Consider the following 16,007-nt stretch of genomic DNA (forward strand, 5'->3'; position numbering starts at 1 on the left):
TGTGTGAGCAGCCCCGCCGTCGTCTACACCTCCAAGTACGGCTCCACCCGCCGGTACGCCCACGCTCTGGCCGAGCGACTGGGAGTGCCGGCGGTGGAGCTTTCCTCGTATCAGCCCGCCTCCCCGGCCGACCCGGTGATCGTGCTGGCTCCCGTCTACGCGACCCGGATACGCGGCAGGAGACGGATCCTCCGGGTGCTGCGTTCGGCTCCGGGGCGAGCGGCTCTCGTCGTCGTCGCCCTCTCCCCCGCCGACGATCCCGGACGCGGCGACCTCGCCGCACGGCTCGTCGCCGCCAGCGGCCGGGTCGTCACCACGTTCGGGCTCCGCGGTGACCTCGATCCCGGGCGGCTCACCTGGCCCGACCGCGTCCTCATGTCCGCACTGCGGCGGGCCCTCCGCCGGACGCCCGACGAGGCCGCGGCGAAGCTCCTCCTGCCGCGCACGCGGGTCAGTCAGGTCGATGTGGCCACGCTCGACCCGGTCGTGGCCTGGGCAGCCGGGTGAGAAGTCGAGGGTGAGGTGAAGTGAGAAGTCAAGGCGGAGACGACGACGCCCCGAGGCCAGAAGGCCCCGGGGCGGGTCGAGCACCGGTGCGGATCAGGCGTTCGCCCGCTCCTTCTGGATCTCGAGCGCGATGTCGATGAGCTGGTCCTCCTGGCCGCCCACGAGCCGTCGCTCGCCGGCCCGGATGAGGATCTCCGAGGCGGGGACGTCGTAGCGCTCGGCGTGGCCCTCCGCGTGCTTCATGAACGACGAGTAGCAGCCGGCGTAGCCGAGCATCATGGCCTGGCGGTCCACGACGCACTCGGTCGGCATGAGCGGGCGCACGACGTCCTCGGCTGCATCGGCGATCTTGAAGAAATCGACGCCGGTAGAGATGCCGAGTTTGTCGCACACGCCGACCAGCGCCTCGACAGGCGTATTGCCGGCGCCGGCACCGAAGCGGCGGGTCGAGCCATCGATCTGCTGGGCACCTGCGCGGATGGCCATGATCGAGTTGCCCACGCCCACGTCGAGGTTCTCGTGACCGTGGAAGCCGACCTGCGCGTCGTTGCCGAGCTCGGCGACGAGCGCCGACACGCGGTCGGAGACCTGGTCCATGACGAGCGCGCCGGCGGAGTCGACGATGTAAACGCACTGGCAACCGGCATCGGCCATGATGCGGGCCTGCTTGGCGAGCACCTCCGGCGGCTGGGTGTGGCTCATCATGAGGAAGCCGACCGTCTCGAGGCCGAGCTCGCGGGCGTAGCCGAAGTGCTGGATCGAGACGTCCGCCTCGGTGCAGTGGGTGGCGACGCGGCAGATGGAGCCACCGTTGTCGCGGGCGGCGAGGATGTCGTCCTTGATCCCCAGGCCGGGGAGGGTGAGGAACGCGATCTTGGCCTGCTTCGCCGTCTCGGCCGCCACCTTGATGAGGTCCTGGTCGTAGGACTTGGCGAAGCCGTAGTTGAAGGAAGCGCCGCCGAGACCGTCGCCGTGGGTGACCTCGATGACGGGCACACCGGCACCGTCGAGGGCGCCGACGACGTTGCGCACGTCCTCGACCGAGAACTGGTGGCGCTTGTGGTGCGAGCCGTCACGCAGCGAGGAGTCGGTGATCCGGATGTCGAGATCGGAGCTGTACGCGCGCGCGTTCGCGTTGTGCGGGTTGGTCATGTCCATGTCTGTCTCACGCTCCGACGGTGGTGGTGGCGAGCTTGGTCTTGGCGATGTCCTCGCCGACCTTGGTGGCTGCGGCGGTCATGATGTCGAGATTGCCCGCGTACGGCGGGAGGAAGTCTCCGGCGCCCTCGACCTCGACGAAGATTGCGACACGGGCCATCCCGCCGGTGATCTCGGTCGGCGGGTCGAACTGCGGCTCCTGGAGTAGCCGATAGCCGGGCACGTACTCCTGGATCTCCTTCTCCCGCTTGCGGATGGCGGTGGTGATGAGGTCCTGGTCCGCGTCCTCGGGGATCGCGCAGAAGATCGTGTCGCGCATGATCATCGGCGGCTCGGCCGGGTTGAGGATGATGATGGCCTTGCCGCGCTTGGCGCCGCCGACCTGCTCGATGGCCATCTTGGTGGTCTCGGTGAACTCGTCGATGTTGGCACGGGTGCCGGGACCGGCCGACTCGGAGGAGACGGACGCGACGATCTCGGCGTACTCGACGGGCACCACCGAGGAGACAGCGTGGACCATCGGGATGGTGGCCTGGCCGCCACACGTGACCATGTTGTGGTTGGGCGCGTCAGCGTGCTCGTGGAGGTTGGCCGGCGGGATGACCATGGGGCCGACCGCGGCCGGCGTGAGGTCGATCGCGACGATGCCGGCCTCCTCGTACTTGGGCGCGTAGGCCTTGTGCACGTAGGCACTGGTGGCCTCGAACAGCAGGTCGGGCTTCTCGCCGCCGGCCTCGATCGAGGCGAGCAGCTCGTCGGCGCCACCGGACATGCAGGTCAGACCATGGTCGCCGGCCCGCTTCATCCCCTCGGACTCCGCGTCGATGCCGATCATCCACTTGGGTTCGATGTACTCGCTGCGCTCGAGCTTGTACATGAGGTCGGTGCCGATGTTGCCGGACCCCACGATTGCGGCGGTGAGCTTCTTCTTCTCCGTCATACCCGGCAGTCTCGCGCGCACGGCATCGGACCGACAACCGGCTGTGCCGCTCAGTGGCACGCGGGTCACGTTGCGTCGATTGAGCCGATGATTCCGGTCAGGCCGACCAGTCCCCCGACCAGTCCCCTCGCTCCGTCCCCGGCGGACTCGCGATATAGCCGTCCCTGGAGATCAATCGGGAGATCCGCTCGATCATGTCCCGTTCCTGGATCGAGTCCCTGGCCATCGCCAACGGCCCGGTCGGCCGGGTCCGGTGTCGGTGCCCTGTCTCGGTCGTGATCACCAGCTCCCCCAGCGCGCCGAGCTGGTAGGTGGCCCCACCGAAGGTCTTCTCGCGGTGATGCGATCGGCACAGACACATGAGATTCCACTCCACGGTGGGCCCGCCCAGCGCCGGCTCGTCCCGATTGAAGGCGATCACATGATCGATGTCGCAGTTTCGCGCCTCCACTGAGCACCCGGGATGACGGCATGTGCCGTCCCGGAGCCGGATCCGCTCGGCCAGCGCCGGCGAGACCACGTAGCGGAGCCTCTGGGCGGGGTCGTCCATCGCGCCGGGTGTCGGGTCGATGATCTCGAACCGCACCTTCGCGTCGTCGCCCTCGAGCAGTTCCTGGCACAGCCAGTCGAAGCTGGAGTAGGCGCCGTTGACGAACTCGACCCGGTTCGGCCGCCCGTGCGCTGCGGAGGCGATCACGGAGATCCGGATCGGCTGACCCGCCGCTGCGGCGGCGTTGCCCACCGTCGGGCGGGGTAGATCCGGCCCGAGTCCCACCTCGGCGATATCGAAGCCATGGTTGTCGTCGGTGCCCGACTTCTCGCCGCCACAGTCGCAACCGGTCGTCATGGTGGGGCGGTACACCGCCAGGGCGGACAGCGCGTCAGCCCGAAGCTGGTCGATCGGCCGCGGGGAACCGTTGATCGCGGCTACTTCAGCATCGTTCTGGATCCGGCGCCACAGCAGTTCCGCATCCGCGATCGGGAGCTTCGCCCACAGTGTCGCCGTGCCGTTGCTGCCAGGACGCATGCTCACCTTGCGCTCCTCGGTCGCGGCGTCGACGGCATCCTGCGCCGCCTTGGGATCGGCGTCCTCGATCGCACTCTCGAACATCTTGTCCATCCGCGATCTCGAGGGCCGGTCACCGCCCTCGAGATCGCCCCGGAGCTTCGCGGTGATGTACGCCTCCACGGCACCGACGATGTCATCCGGCACTTCTGCCAGCCGGCACGCGAGATCGATGGCCAGCTGCTCGGGAAGCAGCCCCTCCTCGACCATCGCCCGCACCTTCGGTAACCGCCGATGTACCTGCATCCCCGCCGTCACCAGCCGCCCGGCGTGCCACGTGGTCAACTGACACGCCGCCGCCAGATGATCGCGAGCCCGGGCCTCCGGCGCCAACCGTGCAAAGCCGCGCCGCCGGGTCTCGTCGCATTCCGCGCGCCCGGCGAACTCGATCACGATCCGATCTGCCGCCTCCAGGCGCCTGGCGCCCGTGAGATTCTGCGCCAGCGTCGCGGACCGCGCAGCCTCACTGACCGCCCTGAGCGCCCCGTCTCCACCAGCTTCGGGAACAGCCGATAACCGAGGTGTCGTCGTCATCATTCCTCTCACCCCCACAAGATTCGAACTCACGTACCACAGTAACCACCATCCAGCCTTCGCGCAATAGTTCGAATAACATTCCTTCGAATGTCATACCGTCGCGCTACACTCGCTGCATGACCGAGCCCCCCGCCTCACCCATCGACCGGGCCTTCGACGTACTCCGCGTAACCTCAGCAAGCAACGGGCTAACACTGAGCGAGATCGCACGGCGAACCGGGCTCGCCAAGTCCACAGCGCTGCGACTTCTCACCGCATTGGAACGCAACGACGCGGTGGCACGCATCGGGCAGCTCTACCGACTCGGGCCGCTCGTCAACGAACTGGACCCGATCCCGGTCTCGCCGGAATTCGAGCGAATCCGGCGCGTGCTCACGCCATTTCTCGCACACCTGTTCGAGTCGACGCGCGCAACGGTGCACCTGGCCACAATGCACCGCGACGAGGTGGTGTATCTCAACAAATTGCACGGACCTCGGCCCATCCCGTCGCCGTCGCGGATCGGCGGCGGCCTCCCCGCATACTGCACCGGGGTGGGCAAGGCCATGCTCGCCTTCGACGAGGAGGCGACGGAGCGGGTCGCCCGGGAACCGATGGTCGCGTGGACCGACACCACGGTGACCTCGCCGGATGCGCTGGCGGTGGAGCTCGCCGGGATCCGGCGGAAACGGCGCGCGTTGGACCACGCCGAGCTCACACCGGGTCTGTACTGCGTGGCGGCGCCGGTGTTTGACGACGACGACACGGGCTCCGGCCTCCCCGGCACCAGGGCGGTTGCCGCCCTGTCGGCCAGCGCGGCGGATCCGGGTGCGCTGGCACGACTGGAACCGCTGGTCACACGGGTCGCGGTGGCAGCGAGTCGCGCGCTCTCAGAGGATCGTCACGAGCCGCGGGCGGCCACCGGGTGAGGCGGATCAGCGAATCGATCGAGATCGTCGCCGACCAGACCCGCGCAGTGAGGGGACGCCTCAGCTGAACTCCATCGAGACCGACCCGAGGCCGGCGAACTCAGCGCGGAAGGAGTCGCCGGGGGTCGCGTCCATGGCGCGGATGGCCGTGCCCGGCAGGATCACGTCGCCCTTGCGCAGCCGCACACCGAACTTCGCGACGGTCGAGGCGAGCCACCCCACGGAGTTGAGCGGGTTGCCGAGCACGGCGTCGGAGCGGCCTGAGGCGAGGAACTCGCCGTTCTTGTAGAGGGTGGCGTCGATGGCGGCCACGTCGATGTCGGACAGCCGCACGCGCCCCTGCCCCACCACATAGCCGCACGACGAGGCGTTGTCGGCGATGGTGTCCGGGAGCGAGATCTTCCAGTCCTTGATCCGCGAGTCGATGAGCTCGATCGACGGCACGACCCACTCGATCGCCTCGGCGGCCTCTTCCTGGGTGCAGCCCTCCGGCGGGATGTCGGCGCCCAGGATGAAGCCGACCTCCACCTCGACGCGCGGGAAGCAGAACCGCGCGGCCTCGACCGGCTGGTCCTCGAAGTACACCATGGTGTCGAGGAGGTGGCCGTAGTCAGGCTCGTCGACGCCCATCATCTCCTGCATGGCCTTGGAGGCGAGGCCGACCTTGTGGCCTGTCACCACGGCGCCGGCATCCAGCTTGCGGCGGATGTTGACGAGCTGGATCTCGAAGGCGTCGTCCGGGTCCATCTCGGGATAGTCGGCCGTCAACGGGGCGATGGGCGCGACGTCGGACTCGGCGGTCCACAGACGCTGGGCAAGGGTGGCGCGGGTCTCATCGTTGAGCATGACGTGGATGCTACCTGGGGCGTCTGGCGCGACGGCCATCAGTTCTATAACGTGTTCTACATGGCAGACCAGGAATTTGACGTCGTCGTCGTCGGCAGCGGTGGAGCAGGCATGACCGCCGCCCTCGCGGCAGCAAAGAAGGGCCTCAGCGTGGTCCTCGTCGAGAAGGCCCCGCACTACGGTGGTTCCACCGCCCGCTCCGGCGGCGGCGTGTGGATCCCGGGCAATTCCGTTCTCAAGCGCGACGGCGTGCTGGACACCCCGGAGGCCGCCAGGACGTACCTGCGGTCCATCATCGGCGACGTCGTGGCCCCCGAGCGCATCGACACCTACATCGACCGCGGCCCCGAGGTCCTCGACTTCATCCTCGCCAACAGCCCGCTGCAGCTCGAGTGGGTCAAGGACTACTCGGACTACTACCCGGAGGCCCCCGGCGGCCGTCTCGGCGGGCGGTCCGTCGAGCCCAAGCCGTTCGACCTCAACCAGCTCGGTTCCGAGGCCGACAAGCTCGAGCCGCCGTACACCAAGGCGCCGGCGAACATGGTCGTGATGCAGTCCGACTACCGCTGGCTCAACCTCCTGCAGCGTCCGCACACCAAGGGCATCCGCCGCTCGATGCGGGTCGCCGCGCGCATGTTCATCGCCAAGGCGCGCAAGCAGAACTCGGTGGGCATGGGCCGCGCGCTCATCGCCGCCATGCGCAAGGGCCTGCTCGACGCGGGCGTGCCGGTCTGGCTCGAGACCCCCATGACGGGCTTCGTCACGGAGGGCTCCGGGCAGGACGAGCGCGTCGTCGGCATCACCGTCACCCGCGGCGGCGAGGAACTCACCCTCCGCGCCCGGCGCGGCGTGGTGATGGGGTCGGGCGGCTTCGAGCACAACCAGGAGATGCGCGACAAGTACCAGCGCCAGCCCATCCCCACCTCGTGGACGGTCGGCGCGGCCGCCAACACCGGTGAGGGCATCGAGTACATGGAGAAGGCCGGCGCCGCGCTGTCCTTCATGGAGGACTCCTGGTGGGGTCCGACGATCCTCCTGCCGCGCGGCCCGTGGTTCGCGCTGGCCGAGCGGTCGCTGCCCTGCTCTTTCATGGTCAACCAGAAGGGCGAGCGGTTCATGAACGAGTCGCTGCCCTACGTCGAGGCCGGTCACAAGATGTACGGCGGCGAGTACGGCCAGGCGCCCGAGGGCCACGAGAACACCCCGGGCGAGAACGTCCCGGCCTGGATCATCTTCGACCAGGAGTACAAGAACCGGTACCTCTTCGCCGGACTGCAGGCCAAGCAGCCGCTGCCCAAGAAGTGGCTCGCGAGCGAGAACTTCCACAAGGCGGAGACCCTCGACGAGCTCGCCGGCCTCATCGACGTCCCGGCCGACGCGCTGAAGAACACGACCGCGCGCTTCAACGGCTTCGCCGCGAGCGGCGTGGACGAGGACTTCGGCCGCGGCAAGTCGGGCTACGACCACTACTACGGTGACCCCACCAACAAGCCCAACCCGAGCCTCGGCCCGGTCGCGAAGGGCCCGTTCTACGCGGTCAAGATGGTCCCGGGCGACCTGGGCACCAAGGGCGGGGCGAACACGGACGTCCACGGTCGGGTGCTGCGCGAGGACGGTTCCGTGATCGACGGACTGTACGCCGCCGGCAACGCCTCGTCGCCGGTCATGGGCCACACCTACGCCGGCCCCGGCGCGACGATCGGCCCCGCGCTGGTCTTCGGCTACCTCGCGGTCGAGCATATGCTGGCGAACACCGACATCACGCAGAAGACTGGAGTCTGACAAGTGCCGATCGACCTCGATACCGCCCTCGGGGCAGAGCTTCCGTCGCAGACCTTCTCCTGGACCGCCTCGGACGCGGCGTTGTACGCGCTGTCCGTCGGTGCGGCGGGCGACCCGATGGAGACCTCGGGCCTGGAGTACATCCACGATTCCGCGCCGAAGGTGCTGCCGTCGTTCGCGACGGTCGCGGCCACGATGAATGTGACCGAGGCACCGAAGGTGTCGTTCCCCGGCGTGGAGATCGATCTGGCCAAGGTCGTGCACGGCAGCCAGTCGGTGCGCCTGCACCGTCCGATCCCGGCGGCGGGAACGGCGACAACGACGACGAGAATCGCCGAGATCCAGGACAAGGGTTCTGCCGCGGTGATCATCCAGGAGTCGGAGACCGTGTCGGCGGACGGGGAGAAGCTGTGGACCGCCCGGTCCGGCATCTTCGCCCGCGACGAAGGCGGCTTCGGCGGCGAGCGCGGCACCTCAGAGAAGGTCACCTACCCGGAGCGGGAGGCCGACCACACGATCGAGTTCGCGTCCCTGCCGCAGCAGGCGCTGTTCTACCGCCTGTGCGGCGACCGCAACCCGCTGCACTCGGACCCGGCGTTCGCCGAGGCGGCGGGCTTCCCGCGTCCGATCCTGCACGGACTGTGCTCGTACGGCCTGGTCCTGCGCGCCGTGATCGACGAGGTCCTGGGCGGCGACGTCACCCGCGTCCACGGCTACGGCGTGACCTTCGGCGGGATCTTCTTCCCCGGCGAGACCATGCGCATCCGCGTGTGGGAGGAGGGCACGCAGCTGCTCGTGGCGGCCACGGTCGTCGAGCGTGACGACGCCCCCGTCCTCAAGAACGTCGTGGTTGACCTGGCCTGACGACCAAGCCTGATCACCTCACCGGAGTAGTCCACCCGGTCCTGCCCACACCCCGCGGTCTGAACGGCCGCGGGGTGTGGGCATTTCTGTGCGCGGGGGCGAACCGGTCGGTGCGGATGACCGCGAAGATGAAGACTCCGTCATGAGGGTTTCATGTTGGAGTCACGGACGCCCCGCACTATCGAAGACATGATCACCACCAACGCCACCCGAAACGGCCTCATCGCCGTTGCCGCCACCGCCCTGCTGGTCCTCACCGGTTGTGGGGACGACTCCCCCGCCGAGGCCGATCCGGCTCCGACCGTCACCGCCACCGAGATCGCCGAGACTCCGAATGCCGGCGACGCGGATGACGACCGGGACGACGACGATGACCGCGATGACGACGACGATGATCGAGACGATGATCGAGACGACCGGGACGATGACGACGACCGTGACGACGCGGACGATGACCGCGATGACGACCTGGATGACGACGACCACGACGACACGGACGACTGAGCAGGCCCGCCATGACCGAGTTCAGCCGCAAGTTCGCGATCATCGCCGCCGCAGTCCTGGTCCCGACCGGTCTCGCTCTGGGGGCTCTCGCGATCGGCTCGGACACCGGCGCTCCCCCGGTTCGCGTCGAGGACGCCACCGTCGAGATGCACTCCCCGGGCGGACACGGCGCCGACCAGAGCACCGATGGCGGGGCCGACCGGGACGAGCGTGAGACGCCCGCCGGGGAGGACGACCCCGATTCGAGCGAGGGCGATCCGTCGTCGTCGCCGTCTCCCGCCCCGAACGGACCTGCTCCGGCTCCGGCTCCGGCGCCCGCGCCACCCGCGGCCAACCCGATCCCGGTCCAGCCGGTTCAGCCCGTCGTCCCCTACTACGGTGACGACGACTGGGACGATGACCTCGACGACGATGAGGACGACTGGGACGATGACTGGGACGACTGAGGCGGCCGGGGCGAGCCGCTCCCCCGGCGACCGTCCCACCGCGACCTCGATCCCGGCGCGCTGGCGGATCGTCGGCTGGATCGTGCTCACCACCGCGCTGGTCCTACTCGGGCTGGGGTTGACGCTGCGCGCGCTGCTCATGACCGAGGTCGACCGCACGGCCAACGACGACGTGGTGCAGGAGCTCGACGAGTTCCGGACGTTCGCGAGCGAGGGCGTCGACCCCACCACGGCGGAGCCGTTCGACTCCCCCGAGCGTCTGCTGAGGCTCTACCTCGGCCGGCAGATCCCCGCCGCAAACGAGGTGCACCTCGGCATGGACTCCGCGCGCGTGTTCGCCGTGGACCGTTCCGCCGACGCCTCGAGCCCGGTCGACGGTGAGCCCTACAACCTCGCCGAGGACGGGCAGCTGATCGAGGAGATCCGCACCTCCACTGCGCCGTCGGGGATCGCCGAGTCCCCCGTCGGTCCGGTGCGGTGGGGCAAGGTCAGCATCAACGACAGCGACTCGACGTTCGTGATCGCCGTGTTCACCGGACCGGACCGGGCCGAGGTCGACGCCATGATCCGCGTGTTCGCGTGGGGGTCGGTCGCCGGCCTCGCACTGACCGCCCTGTTCGGGTACGTGGTGGCCGGGCAGATCCTCGCGCCCGTCCGCGAGGTGCGGACCGTGGCCGAGCGGATCCAGGAGAACGACCTGGACGGCCGCGTACCCGTCCACGGTCGGGACGACATCTCGCAGCTCGCCGAGACGTTCAACGCCATGCTCGACCGCATCAGCGCCGCCTACGACACGCAACGCCGGTTCGTCGACGACGCCGGACACGAGCTGCGCACGCCCATCACCGTGATCCGCGGACACCTCGAGACCATGAGCCCCGACGAGGAACCGGCCGCCCGCGCCGAGACCATGCGGCTCGTGGACTCCGAACTCGACCGGATGAGCCGGATCGTCACCGACCTGCTCACCATCGCCAAGTCCGAGCGCCCCGACTTCGTCAAGCCGCGCGCCGTGGACGCCGCCGAACTGCTACTGGACATCGAGTCGCAGGCACAACAGCTGGGCGACCGGCAGTGGGAGCTGGTGGAGATCGCCGAGGGCGAGGCCACGCTCGACCCGCAGCGCATCACCCAGGCCGTCCTCCAGCTGGCAACCAACGCCGTCACCCACACCGAGCCGGGCGGACGGATCCGGATCGGGTCGCGGTGGGTCGAGGACCGCCTGGTCGTCTCGGTCGCCGACGACGGCCCGGGCGTGCGCGCCGAGGACGCCCAGCGGATCTTCCGCCGCTTCGACCGCGGCACCGACGGGGTCCCCGCCGCCAGCGGGGCCGGGCTCGGACTGTCCATCGTCACCGCCATCGCTGCCGCGCACGGCGGCACCGTCACCCTCGACTCCACGCCCGGCGAGGGGGCGACCTTCGCCGTGGACATCCCGGCTGCAGAACGTCAGCAGTCCGAGCGCCACCCGTCCGCCAGCCCTCAGGAGAGCCAGTCATGAACCGCATCCTCATCGCCGAGGACGATCCCCGGATCGTGTCCTTCCTCGAGAAGGGCCTGAAGGCCGCCGGGTTCGTCACCTCGCACGTGAGTGACGGCAGGTCCGCGCTCGAGGCCATGCGGGCCGGCGACCACGATCTGGTGGTGCTCGACATCGGCCTGCCGATGATGGACGGCTTCGAGGTGCTCTCCACCGCCCGCGGCTCCGGCATCACCACGCCCGTGGTCGTACTCACCGCGCGGGACTCGGTCGACGACACGGTGCTGGGCCTGGAGTCCGGCGCCAACGACTACCTGGCCAAACCGTTCCACTTCGCCGAGCTCCTCGCCCGCGTGCGAGTGCGGCTCGGCGAGGGCGGCGAGGTCTCTGGCGGTGGAGTCGGCGGCGCCCCGAGTGGCGGGGCCGGCGCCCCGGCCCTGCACCACGGGGACCTCTCACTGGACCTGCTCACCCGCATCGCCGACGTGGGCGGGACGCCGGTGGAACTGACCAGCCGCGAGTTCGCCATGCTCAAGGTTTTCCTCAAGCACCCCGGCCAGGTCCTCTCCCGCGAGCAGATCCTGGCCCACGCCTGGGGATACGACTTCGACCCCGCCTCCAACGTGGTGGACGTGTACGTGCGCACCCTGCGCCGCAAGATCGGCGCCGACCGGCTGGTCACCGTCCGGGGTGCCGGCTACAAGCTGTCATGAGCGCGCCCGTCCACCACCGGACGCCCGTGCCCGACCGGAGCCCCGGCCGTACCCCCGGCCAGGTCGCCAGCGCCGGCCAGGTCGCCGGCGCCGGGTGGTCCCGCACACCGCTGCCCCGACTCACTGCGCTGTCCCTGCCTACACCGCGGATGGCCCGTGCCGGCGTCTGCTGGTCGAGGCGACCGAGCGGTCGATGCGGATGCTGCTGCTGGGGGCGCCGGTCTCCCGCCGCTCCGGCGAGCGCGCCGCCTGCGAAACTCCGGACCAGCGAGCATCCGCGCGACCGCTGACAACCCGTTCACCTCCGGAACACTCCAGCGTGTCCGCCAGCGAGCATCCGCGCGACCGCTGACAACCCGGACGCGGCACGAACACCTATCCGACCCCACGCCGCCCATCAGATTCGTCTACGCCCATAGAATTCGGTAGGCGTAGAACATTCCGATAGGCGTCGTGGGGTCGGATGGGTTTTTCGCGAGTCCAAGGGTCGGATGCAGACGGACGGACGAACGGGCAGACGGATGGGCGGCCATGTGTTCTGGGAGTACTGGGCAGCTCGGCGGAGTGGCCGCTCAGCAGAGCTCGCGGAACTTCTCCACGAGCGCGACGCGGCCCGGCGCGTCCATGGCCATGGGGATGACGGTGAGCGTGGTGGCGCCGGCCTCCCGGAACGCCTCGACGCGCTCGGCGACGTAGGATTCCGGGCCGATGAGCGAGATGGACCGCGCCAGTTCGTCGGGCACCGCCGCGGTGGCCTCGTCCTTCTTCCCGTCCAGGTACAGGTCCTGGATGATCTTCGCCTCGGCCTCATAGCCGTAGCGGCAGGCGAGCTCGTTGTAGAAGTTCTTGCCGCGGGCGCCCATGCCGCCGATGTACAGGGCCAGGTGCGGCTTGACGAACTCCAGGTAGCCGGGCACCTCGGACTCCTCGCAGATCGCCAGCGCGGGGCTGGCCAGGACGTCCAGGTCACCGAGCGACGGATCACGCTTGGCCCGGCCGGCGGCGAGCGGCTCACCCCACGCGAGGTGCGCCTTCTCCGGGTGGAAGAAGATCGGCTGCCAGCCGTCGGCGATCTCGGCGGCCAGCTCCACGTTCTTGGGGCCGAGCGCCGCCAGCATGATCGGGATGTTCTCCCGCACGGGGTGGTTGATGAGCTTGAGCGGCTTACCCAGCCCGGTGCCCTGGTCGGCGGGCAGCGGGATCTGGTACTTCCTGCCCTCGTGGACGAGCTTCTCGCGGCGCCACACCTTGCGGCATATCTCGATGATCTCGCGGGTGCGGGCCAGCGGCGCGTCGTACTTCACGCCGTGGAAACCCTCGACGACCTGCGGACCGGAGGCGCCCAGGCCGAGGGTGAACCGGCCGTCGGACACAAAGTCGAGGCCGGCGGCGGTCATGGCGGTGAGCGTGGGCGTACGGGTGTAGAGCTGCAGGATCCCCGACGCGAGTTCCATCGTCGACGTCTTGGCCGCGAGAAAGCCGAGCTGGCTTACGGCGTCGAACGAGTAGGCCTCGGGGACAAAGGCGATGTCCAGGCCCGCCCGCTCGAGGTCGGCGGCCTCGGCCGCGGTCTCGGCGAAACCGCCGCTGTAGTTCAGTGCCATTCCGATGCGCATGGTCGCGACATTACCGGGACGGCCGAGATCACCTGGACAGGCGTGCAGGTCTCCGGATTGCCACGTCGACCGATCCGCCGGCGCGGACGAACACCCCCACCCGCCGCGACAGCAGGGTGTCCGGGCGCTCGTAGCCGAGGAACCGGAATCCCGCCGCGTCCGCGACCTCCAGCACCGCGCTCTCGGGGAGGTCGACGTCCGCCGTGGGGATCATGACGAGCTCCCGCCGGCCGAGCATGCGGGCGAGTCTCAGCCGGCGGGCACTCTCGTCTCCCCGGCGGCGCCACGCCCTGCGACCCGCCACCACGGCGATCGCCAGGAGCCACCCGGCGAGCGGCAGCAGGGTCAGCGCCACGATGGTCCAGGCCACGGTCATCGCGCACCCGCGTTCCGATCCGGCGCGAACCGCATCGGCTCGAGCCACGGACCCCGCTGCACGAGCGCCGGGACGCCACCCACCGGTTCCAGGCCCCTGCTCCGGGCGGCAGCCACCACAACGGTCCGCGGGAGTCGCAGCCGCCACGGGGAGACGGTCACCTCGCCGTCGTCACCACTGTTGTCACCGTCGAGCACCAACGCCAACTCCCGGGCGCGACGGCCGTACCGGTCCCGATACGCCTGCGACACGCCGCGGACCCGCTCGGCGACGCCGCGCCCCACCGACCCGAGGCGCTCCACCGGTCCGAGGCGCTCCACCGATCCGGGTCGCCCCGCCGCACGTTCTCCCATGGTTCGGATCGTACGTCCCCCGCACGCGAGGAGGGGCCGGACCCGCGTCGCGCGGATCCGGCCCCTACCGGCGTGATCGATCAGGCACCCGGCTCGATCACACGTCGGCACCGATCAGTTGCCACCCACCTGGGCCTTGGCCCACTTGTAGTCGGCCTTGCCCGCCGGCGACCGACGGATCTCGGGCACGTCCACGATCGTTTTGGGTACCTTGTAGTTGGCCAGCGACTGGCGCAGGAACTCGGTCAGCTCCTCGGTGGTGGCCGACTGCCCCTCGCGGAACGACACCACTGCGGCGACCTTTTGGCCGTACCGCTCGTCCGGGGCGCCGGCGACCAGCGCGTCGTGCACGGTCGGGTGCGCCTTGAGCGCCTGCTCGACCTCCTCCGGGAAGACCTTCTCGCCACCGGTGTTGATGCAGCCGGAACCGCGGCCGAGGAACACGAGTGTGCCGTCCTCACGGATCTGGCCCATGTCACCCAGGATCGAGACGCGACGACCCTCGACCACGGGGAAGGTCTTGGCGGTCTTCTCCGGATCGTTCCAGTAGCCCAGCGGGATGTGCCCGCGGCGCACGATGTAGCCGATCTCGTCCGAGCCCGGCTTGATCGGGTTGTTGGACTCGTCGATCAGGCCGATCTTGGGGCCGGACGGGATCGTCAGCTCGGCCTTCTCGGTGATGGCCAGCTCGCCGTCGTTGCCCGACTCCGACGCTCCGAAGTTGTCGCGCGTCATGATGTTCGGCAGCGCCTCGACCAGGCGGTCGCGCGAGGCCTTGGACCAGATGCCGCCGCCCGAGGAGACCATGAACAGGGTACTGAGGTCGATCTCCTCCTTGAGCGCGACGATCTGGTCGGTGATCGGCACGCCCATGCCGTCTCCCACGAACACGAGCATGTGGGCCTGGCGCTCGGCGGTCGTGCGCACGACCGTCTCCGGGTCGAAATCGCGGAACATGATCAGGTGGCCACCCATGTTGACGAAGGTCAGCAGGGTGAACAGGCCGGCGCCGTGCATGAGCGGCGCCGAGACCACGACCTTGAACCCGCCGTCCGGGTTGACGTGCTCGGCGACCTCGGCCGGGCTGTGGCGCTTGTCGCCGTACGGGTTACCGCCGGACAGACAGGCGTAGTAGTAGTCCGACATCTCCCACTCGACGCCCTTGGGGAAGCCGGTGGTACCGCCGGTGTAGACGATCCAGCGGTCGTCACCACGGGCGGGCTCGAAATCGCGCGCCGTGGACTGGGCGGGCAGCTCCGCGTCGATGTCGACGACGGCGATGCCCTTCTCCTCGCACGCCGCCGCCAACACCGGCGCCACGCCCCCGGACACGAGAACGGTGCGGACCGTCTCCAGCTGGGGCACCACCTCGGCCATCGTCTCGGCGAACTCCGAGTCCACCATCACGGCCACGGACTGCGAGTCGTTGAACAGGTAGACCAGCTCGGCCGGCGTGTAGCGGTAGTTGACGTTGATCCCGGCGATCCGGATCTTCATGGCGGCCATGATGGTGGCCATGTGGATCGTGCCGTTCTTCATGTAGAGCGCGACGTGATCACGAGGAGCGACGCCGTTCGCCTGCAGCAGGTGACCCAGCTGGTTGGCGAGCTCGTCGATCTGGCGGTACGTGTGGTCCTCGCCGTCCATGGTGAGAAGCAGGTTGTCCGGCGTCTTGTCGACCACCGCCTCGAACACCGCAGCCTCGTTCATATCGGGATTGGTCCCGGCGAGAGGGTCGGTCGTGGGATCGGCTACTGCGTCGCTCATCGCGTGAAGAAATCCTTCGAACTGAGGGTAGATGTGGCTACTGTCACAGTGTGGCCTGAACTTGTTCCAATGTCCAGAGCCGACTCTGGCCTGCACCATCTTCCGATAACAGGAACAAGTTCTAGCTGCGCTTCATCGTAGCAG

At 69.1% G+C, this 16,007-nt stretch carries 16 protein-coding genes; 8 read left to right on the forward strand and 8 right to left on the reverse strand.

All coding sequences use genetic code 11. The features are described from left to right. Positions 1-3 precede the first annotated feature (3 nt). Positions 4-507, forward strand: a complete 504-nt coding sequence (locus OPF83_RS07640) for a flavodoxin domain-containing protein (RefSeq protein WP_264886749.1) — start codon at positions 4-6, stop codon at positions 505-507. 93 nt (positions 508-600) lie between these two features. On the opposite strand, the gene dmpG is transcribed toward OPF83_RS07640, so the two are convergent. The 3 genes from dmpG to OPF83_RS07655 all read right to left on the reverse strand — a co-directional run bounded on the left by dmpG (position 601) and on the right by OPF83_RS07655 (position 4,205). After that, the gene (gene dmpG / locus OPF83_RS07645; RefSeq protein ID WP_264886750.1) at positions 601-1,665 is read right to left on the reverse strand and encodes a 4-hydroxy-2-oxovalerate aldolase; all 1,065 of its coding nucleotides are present in this window, start codon (positions 1,663-1,665) and stop codon (positions 601-603) included. A gap of 7 nt (positions 1,666-1,672) precedes the next feature. Next, positions 1,673-2,605 carry an acetaldehyde dehydrogenase (acetylating) gene (locus OPF83_RS07650; RefSeq protein ID WP_264886751.1) on the reverse strand — a complete coding sequence of 311 codons (933 nt, stop codon included), beginning with the start codon at positions 2,603-2,605 and terminating at the stop codon, positions 1,673-1,675. Positions 2,606-2,702: 97 nt separating this feature from the next. After that, positions 2,703-4,205: an HNH endonuclease signature motif containing protein gene (locus OPF83_RS07655; protein ID WP_264886752.1), complete on the reverse strand. Its 1,503-nt coding sequence runs from the start codon at positions 4,203-4,205 to the stop codon at positions 2,703-2,705. A 119-nt stretch (positions 4,206-4,324) separates the two neighbouring features. Here OPF83_RS07655 and OPF83_RS07660 point away from each other — a divergent pair, with 119 nt between their 5' ends. Then, positions 4,325-5,116, forward strand: a complete 792-nt coding sequence (locus tag OPF83_RS07660) for an IclR family transcriptional regulator (RefSeq protein ID WP_264886753.1) — start codon at positions 4,325-4,327, stop codon at positions 5,114-5,116. Between the two features lie 60 nt (positions 5,117-5,176). Here OPF83_RS07660 and OPF83_RS07665 read toward each other — a convergent pair whose 3' ends face one another. Next, a complete protein-coding gene (locus OPF83_RS07665; protein ID WP_264886755.1) occupies positions 5,177-5,962 on the reverse strand; it encodes a 2-keto-4-pentenoate hydratase in 786 nt (261 codons plus the stop codon). A gap of 51 nt (positions 5,963-6,013) precedes the next feature. Between OPF83_RS07665 and kstD the strand changes: the two genes are divergently transcribed. The 6 genes from kstD to OPF83_RS07695 all read left to right on the forward strand — a co-directional run bounded on the left by kstD (position 6,014) and on the right by OPF83_RS07695 (position 11,751). Continuing rightward, entirely contained in the window at positions 6,014-7,744 is a 1,731-nt protein-coding gene (kstD, locus tag OPF83_RS07670) for a 3-oxosteroid 1-dehydrogenase (protein ID WP_264886863.1), read from the forward strand. Positions 7,745-7,747: 3 nt separating this feature from the next. Continuing rightward, positions 7,748-8,608: a MaoC/PaaZ C-terminal domain-containing protein gene (locus tag OPF83_RS07675; RefSeq protein ID WP_264886756.1), complete on the forward strand. Its 861-nt coding sequence runs from the start codon at positions 7,748-7,750 to the stop codon at positions 8,606-8,608. Positions 8,609-8,797: 189 nt separating this feature from the next. Then, on the forward strand, positions 8,798-9,112 hold the full coding sequence (locus tag OPF83_RS07680; RefSeq protein ID WP_264886757.1) for a hypothetical protein: 315 nt from the start codon (positions 8,798-8,800) through the stop codon (positions 9,110-9,112). An 11-nt stretch (positions 9,113-9,123) separates the two neighbouring features. Continuing rightward, the gene (locus tag OPF83_RS07685) at positions 9,124-9,558 is read left to right on the forward strand and encodes a hypothetical protein (RefSeq protein ID WP_264886758.1); all 435 of its coding nucleotides are present in this window, start codon (positions 9,124-9,126) and stop codon (positions 9,556-9,558) included. Further along, positions 9,542-11,059 carry a cell wall metabolism sensor histidine kinase WalK gene (locus OPF83_RS07690; protein WP_264886759.1) on the forward strand — a complete coding sequence of 506 codons (1,518 nt, stop codon included), beginning with the start codon at positions 9,542-9,544 and terminating at the stop codon, positions 11,057-11,059. The genes OPF83_RS07685 and OPF83_RS07690 overlap by 17 nt, the downstream gene beginning before the upstream one ends. Further along, a complete protein-coding gene (locus OPF83_RS07695; protein ID WP_264886760.1) occupies positions 11,056-11,751 on the forward strand; it encodes a response regulator transcription factor in 696 nt (231 codons plus the stop codon). The genes OPF83_RS07690 and OPF83_RS07695 overlap by 4 nt, the downstream gene beginning before the upstream one ends. A gap of 572 nt (positions 11,752-12,323) precedes the next feature. Here OPF83_RS07695 and OPF83_RS07700 read toward each other — a convergent pair. The 4 genes from OPF83_RS07700 to OPF83_RS07715 all read right to left on the reverse strand — a co-directional run bounded on the left by OPF83_RS07700 (position 12,324) and on the right by OPF83_RS07715 (position 15,863). Further along, complete coding sequence (locus OPF83_RS07700; protein WP_264886761.1) at positions 12,324-13,367, reverse strand: LLM class F420-dependent oxidoreductase; 1,044 nt, start codon at positions 13,365-13,367, stop codon at positions 12,324-12,326. Positions 13,368-13,395: 28 nt separating this feature from the next. Then, positions 13,396-13,743, reverse strand: a complete 348-nt coding sequence (locus OPF83_RS07705) for a hypothetical protein (protein WP_264886762.1) — start codon at positions 13,741-13,743, stop codon at positions 13,396-13,398. Continuing rightward, entirely contained in the window at positions 13,740-14,096 is a 357-nt protein-coding gene (locus OPF83_RS07710; protein ID WP_264886763.1) for a hypothetical protein, read from the reverse strand. The genes OPF83_RS07705 and OPF83_RS07710 overlap by 4 nt, the downstream gene beginning before the upstream one ends. Positions 14,097-14,210: 114 nt before the next feature. Then, entirely contained in the window at positions 14,211-15,863 is a 1,653-nt protein-coding gene (locus tag OPF83_RS07715) for an AMP-binding protein (protein WP_264886765.1), read from the reverse strand. Positions 15,864-16,007 lie beyond the last annotated feature (144 nt).

The organism is Dietzia sp. NCCP-2495 (assembly GCF_026011735.1).
Classification (GTDB): Bacteria; Actinomycetota; Actinomycetes; order Mycobacteriales; family Mycobacteriaceae; genus Dietzia.

Excerpts from the sequence above, each read along its gene's own strand:
- OPF83_RS07705 (WP_264886762.1), bottom strand. The coding sequence starts at position 13,743 with ATGACCGTGGCCTGGACCATCGTGGCGCTGACCCTGCTGCCGCTCGCC.
- OPF83_RS07680 (WP_264886757.1), top strand. The coding sequence starts at position 8,798 with ATGATCACCACCAACGCCACCCGAAACGGCCTCATCGCCGTTGCCGCC.
- OPF83_RS07655 (WP_264886752.1), bottom strand. The coding sequence starts at position 4,205 with ATGACGACGACACCTCGGTTATCGGCTGTTCCCGAAGCTGGTGGAGAC.
- OPF83_RS07685 (WP_264886758.1), top strand. The coding sequence starts at position 9,124 with ATGACCGAGTTCAGCCGCAAGTTCGCGATCATCGCCGCCGCAGTCCTG.
- OPF83_RS07665 (WP_264886755.1), bottom strand. The coding sequence starts at position 5,962 with ATGCTCAACGATGAGACCCGCGCCACCCTTGCCCAGCGTCTGTGGACC.
- OPF83_RS07660 (WP_264886753.1), top strand. The coding sequence starts at position 4,325 with ATGACCGAGCCCCCCGCCTCACCCATCGACCGGGCCTTCGACGTACTC.
- OPF83_RS07695 (WP_264886760.1), top strand. The coding sequence starts at position 11,056 with ATGAACCGCATCCTCATCGCCGAGGACGATCCCCGGATCGTGTCCTTC.
- dmpG (WP_264886750.1), bottom strand. The coding sequence starts at position 1,665 with ATGGACATGACCAACCCGCACAACGCGAACGCGCGCGCGTACAGCTCC.
- OPF83_RS07700 (WP_264886761.1), bottom strand. The coding sequence starts at position 13,367 with ATGCGCATCGGAATGGCACTGAACTACAGCGGCGGTTTCGCCGAGACC.
- OPF83_RS07690 (WP_264886759.1), top strand. The coding sequence starts at position 9,542 with ATGACTGGGACGACTGAGGCGGCCGGGGCGAGCCGCTCCCCCGGCGAC.
- OPF83_RS07650 (WP_264886751.1), bottom strand. The coding sequence starts at position 2,605 with ATGACGGAGAAGAAGAAGCTCACCGCCGCAATCGTGGGGTCCGGCAAC.
- OPF83_RS07715 (WP_264886765.1), bottom strand. The coding sequence starts at position 15,863 with ATGAGCGACGCAGTAGCCGATCCCACGACCGACCCTCTCGCCGGGACC.
- OPF83_RS07710 (WP_264886763.1), bottom strand. The coding sequence starts at position 14,096 with ATGGGAGAACGTGCGGCGGGGCGACCCGGATCGGTGGAGCGCCTCGGA.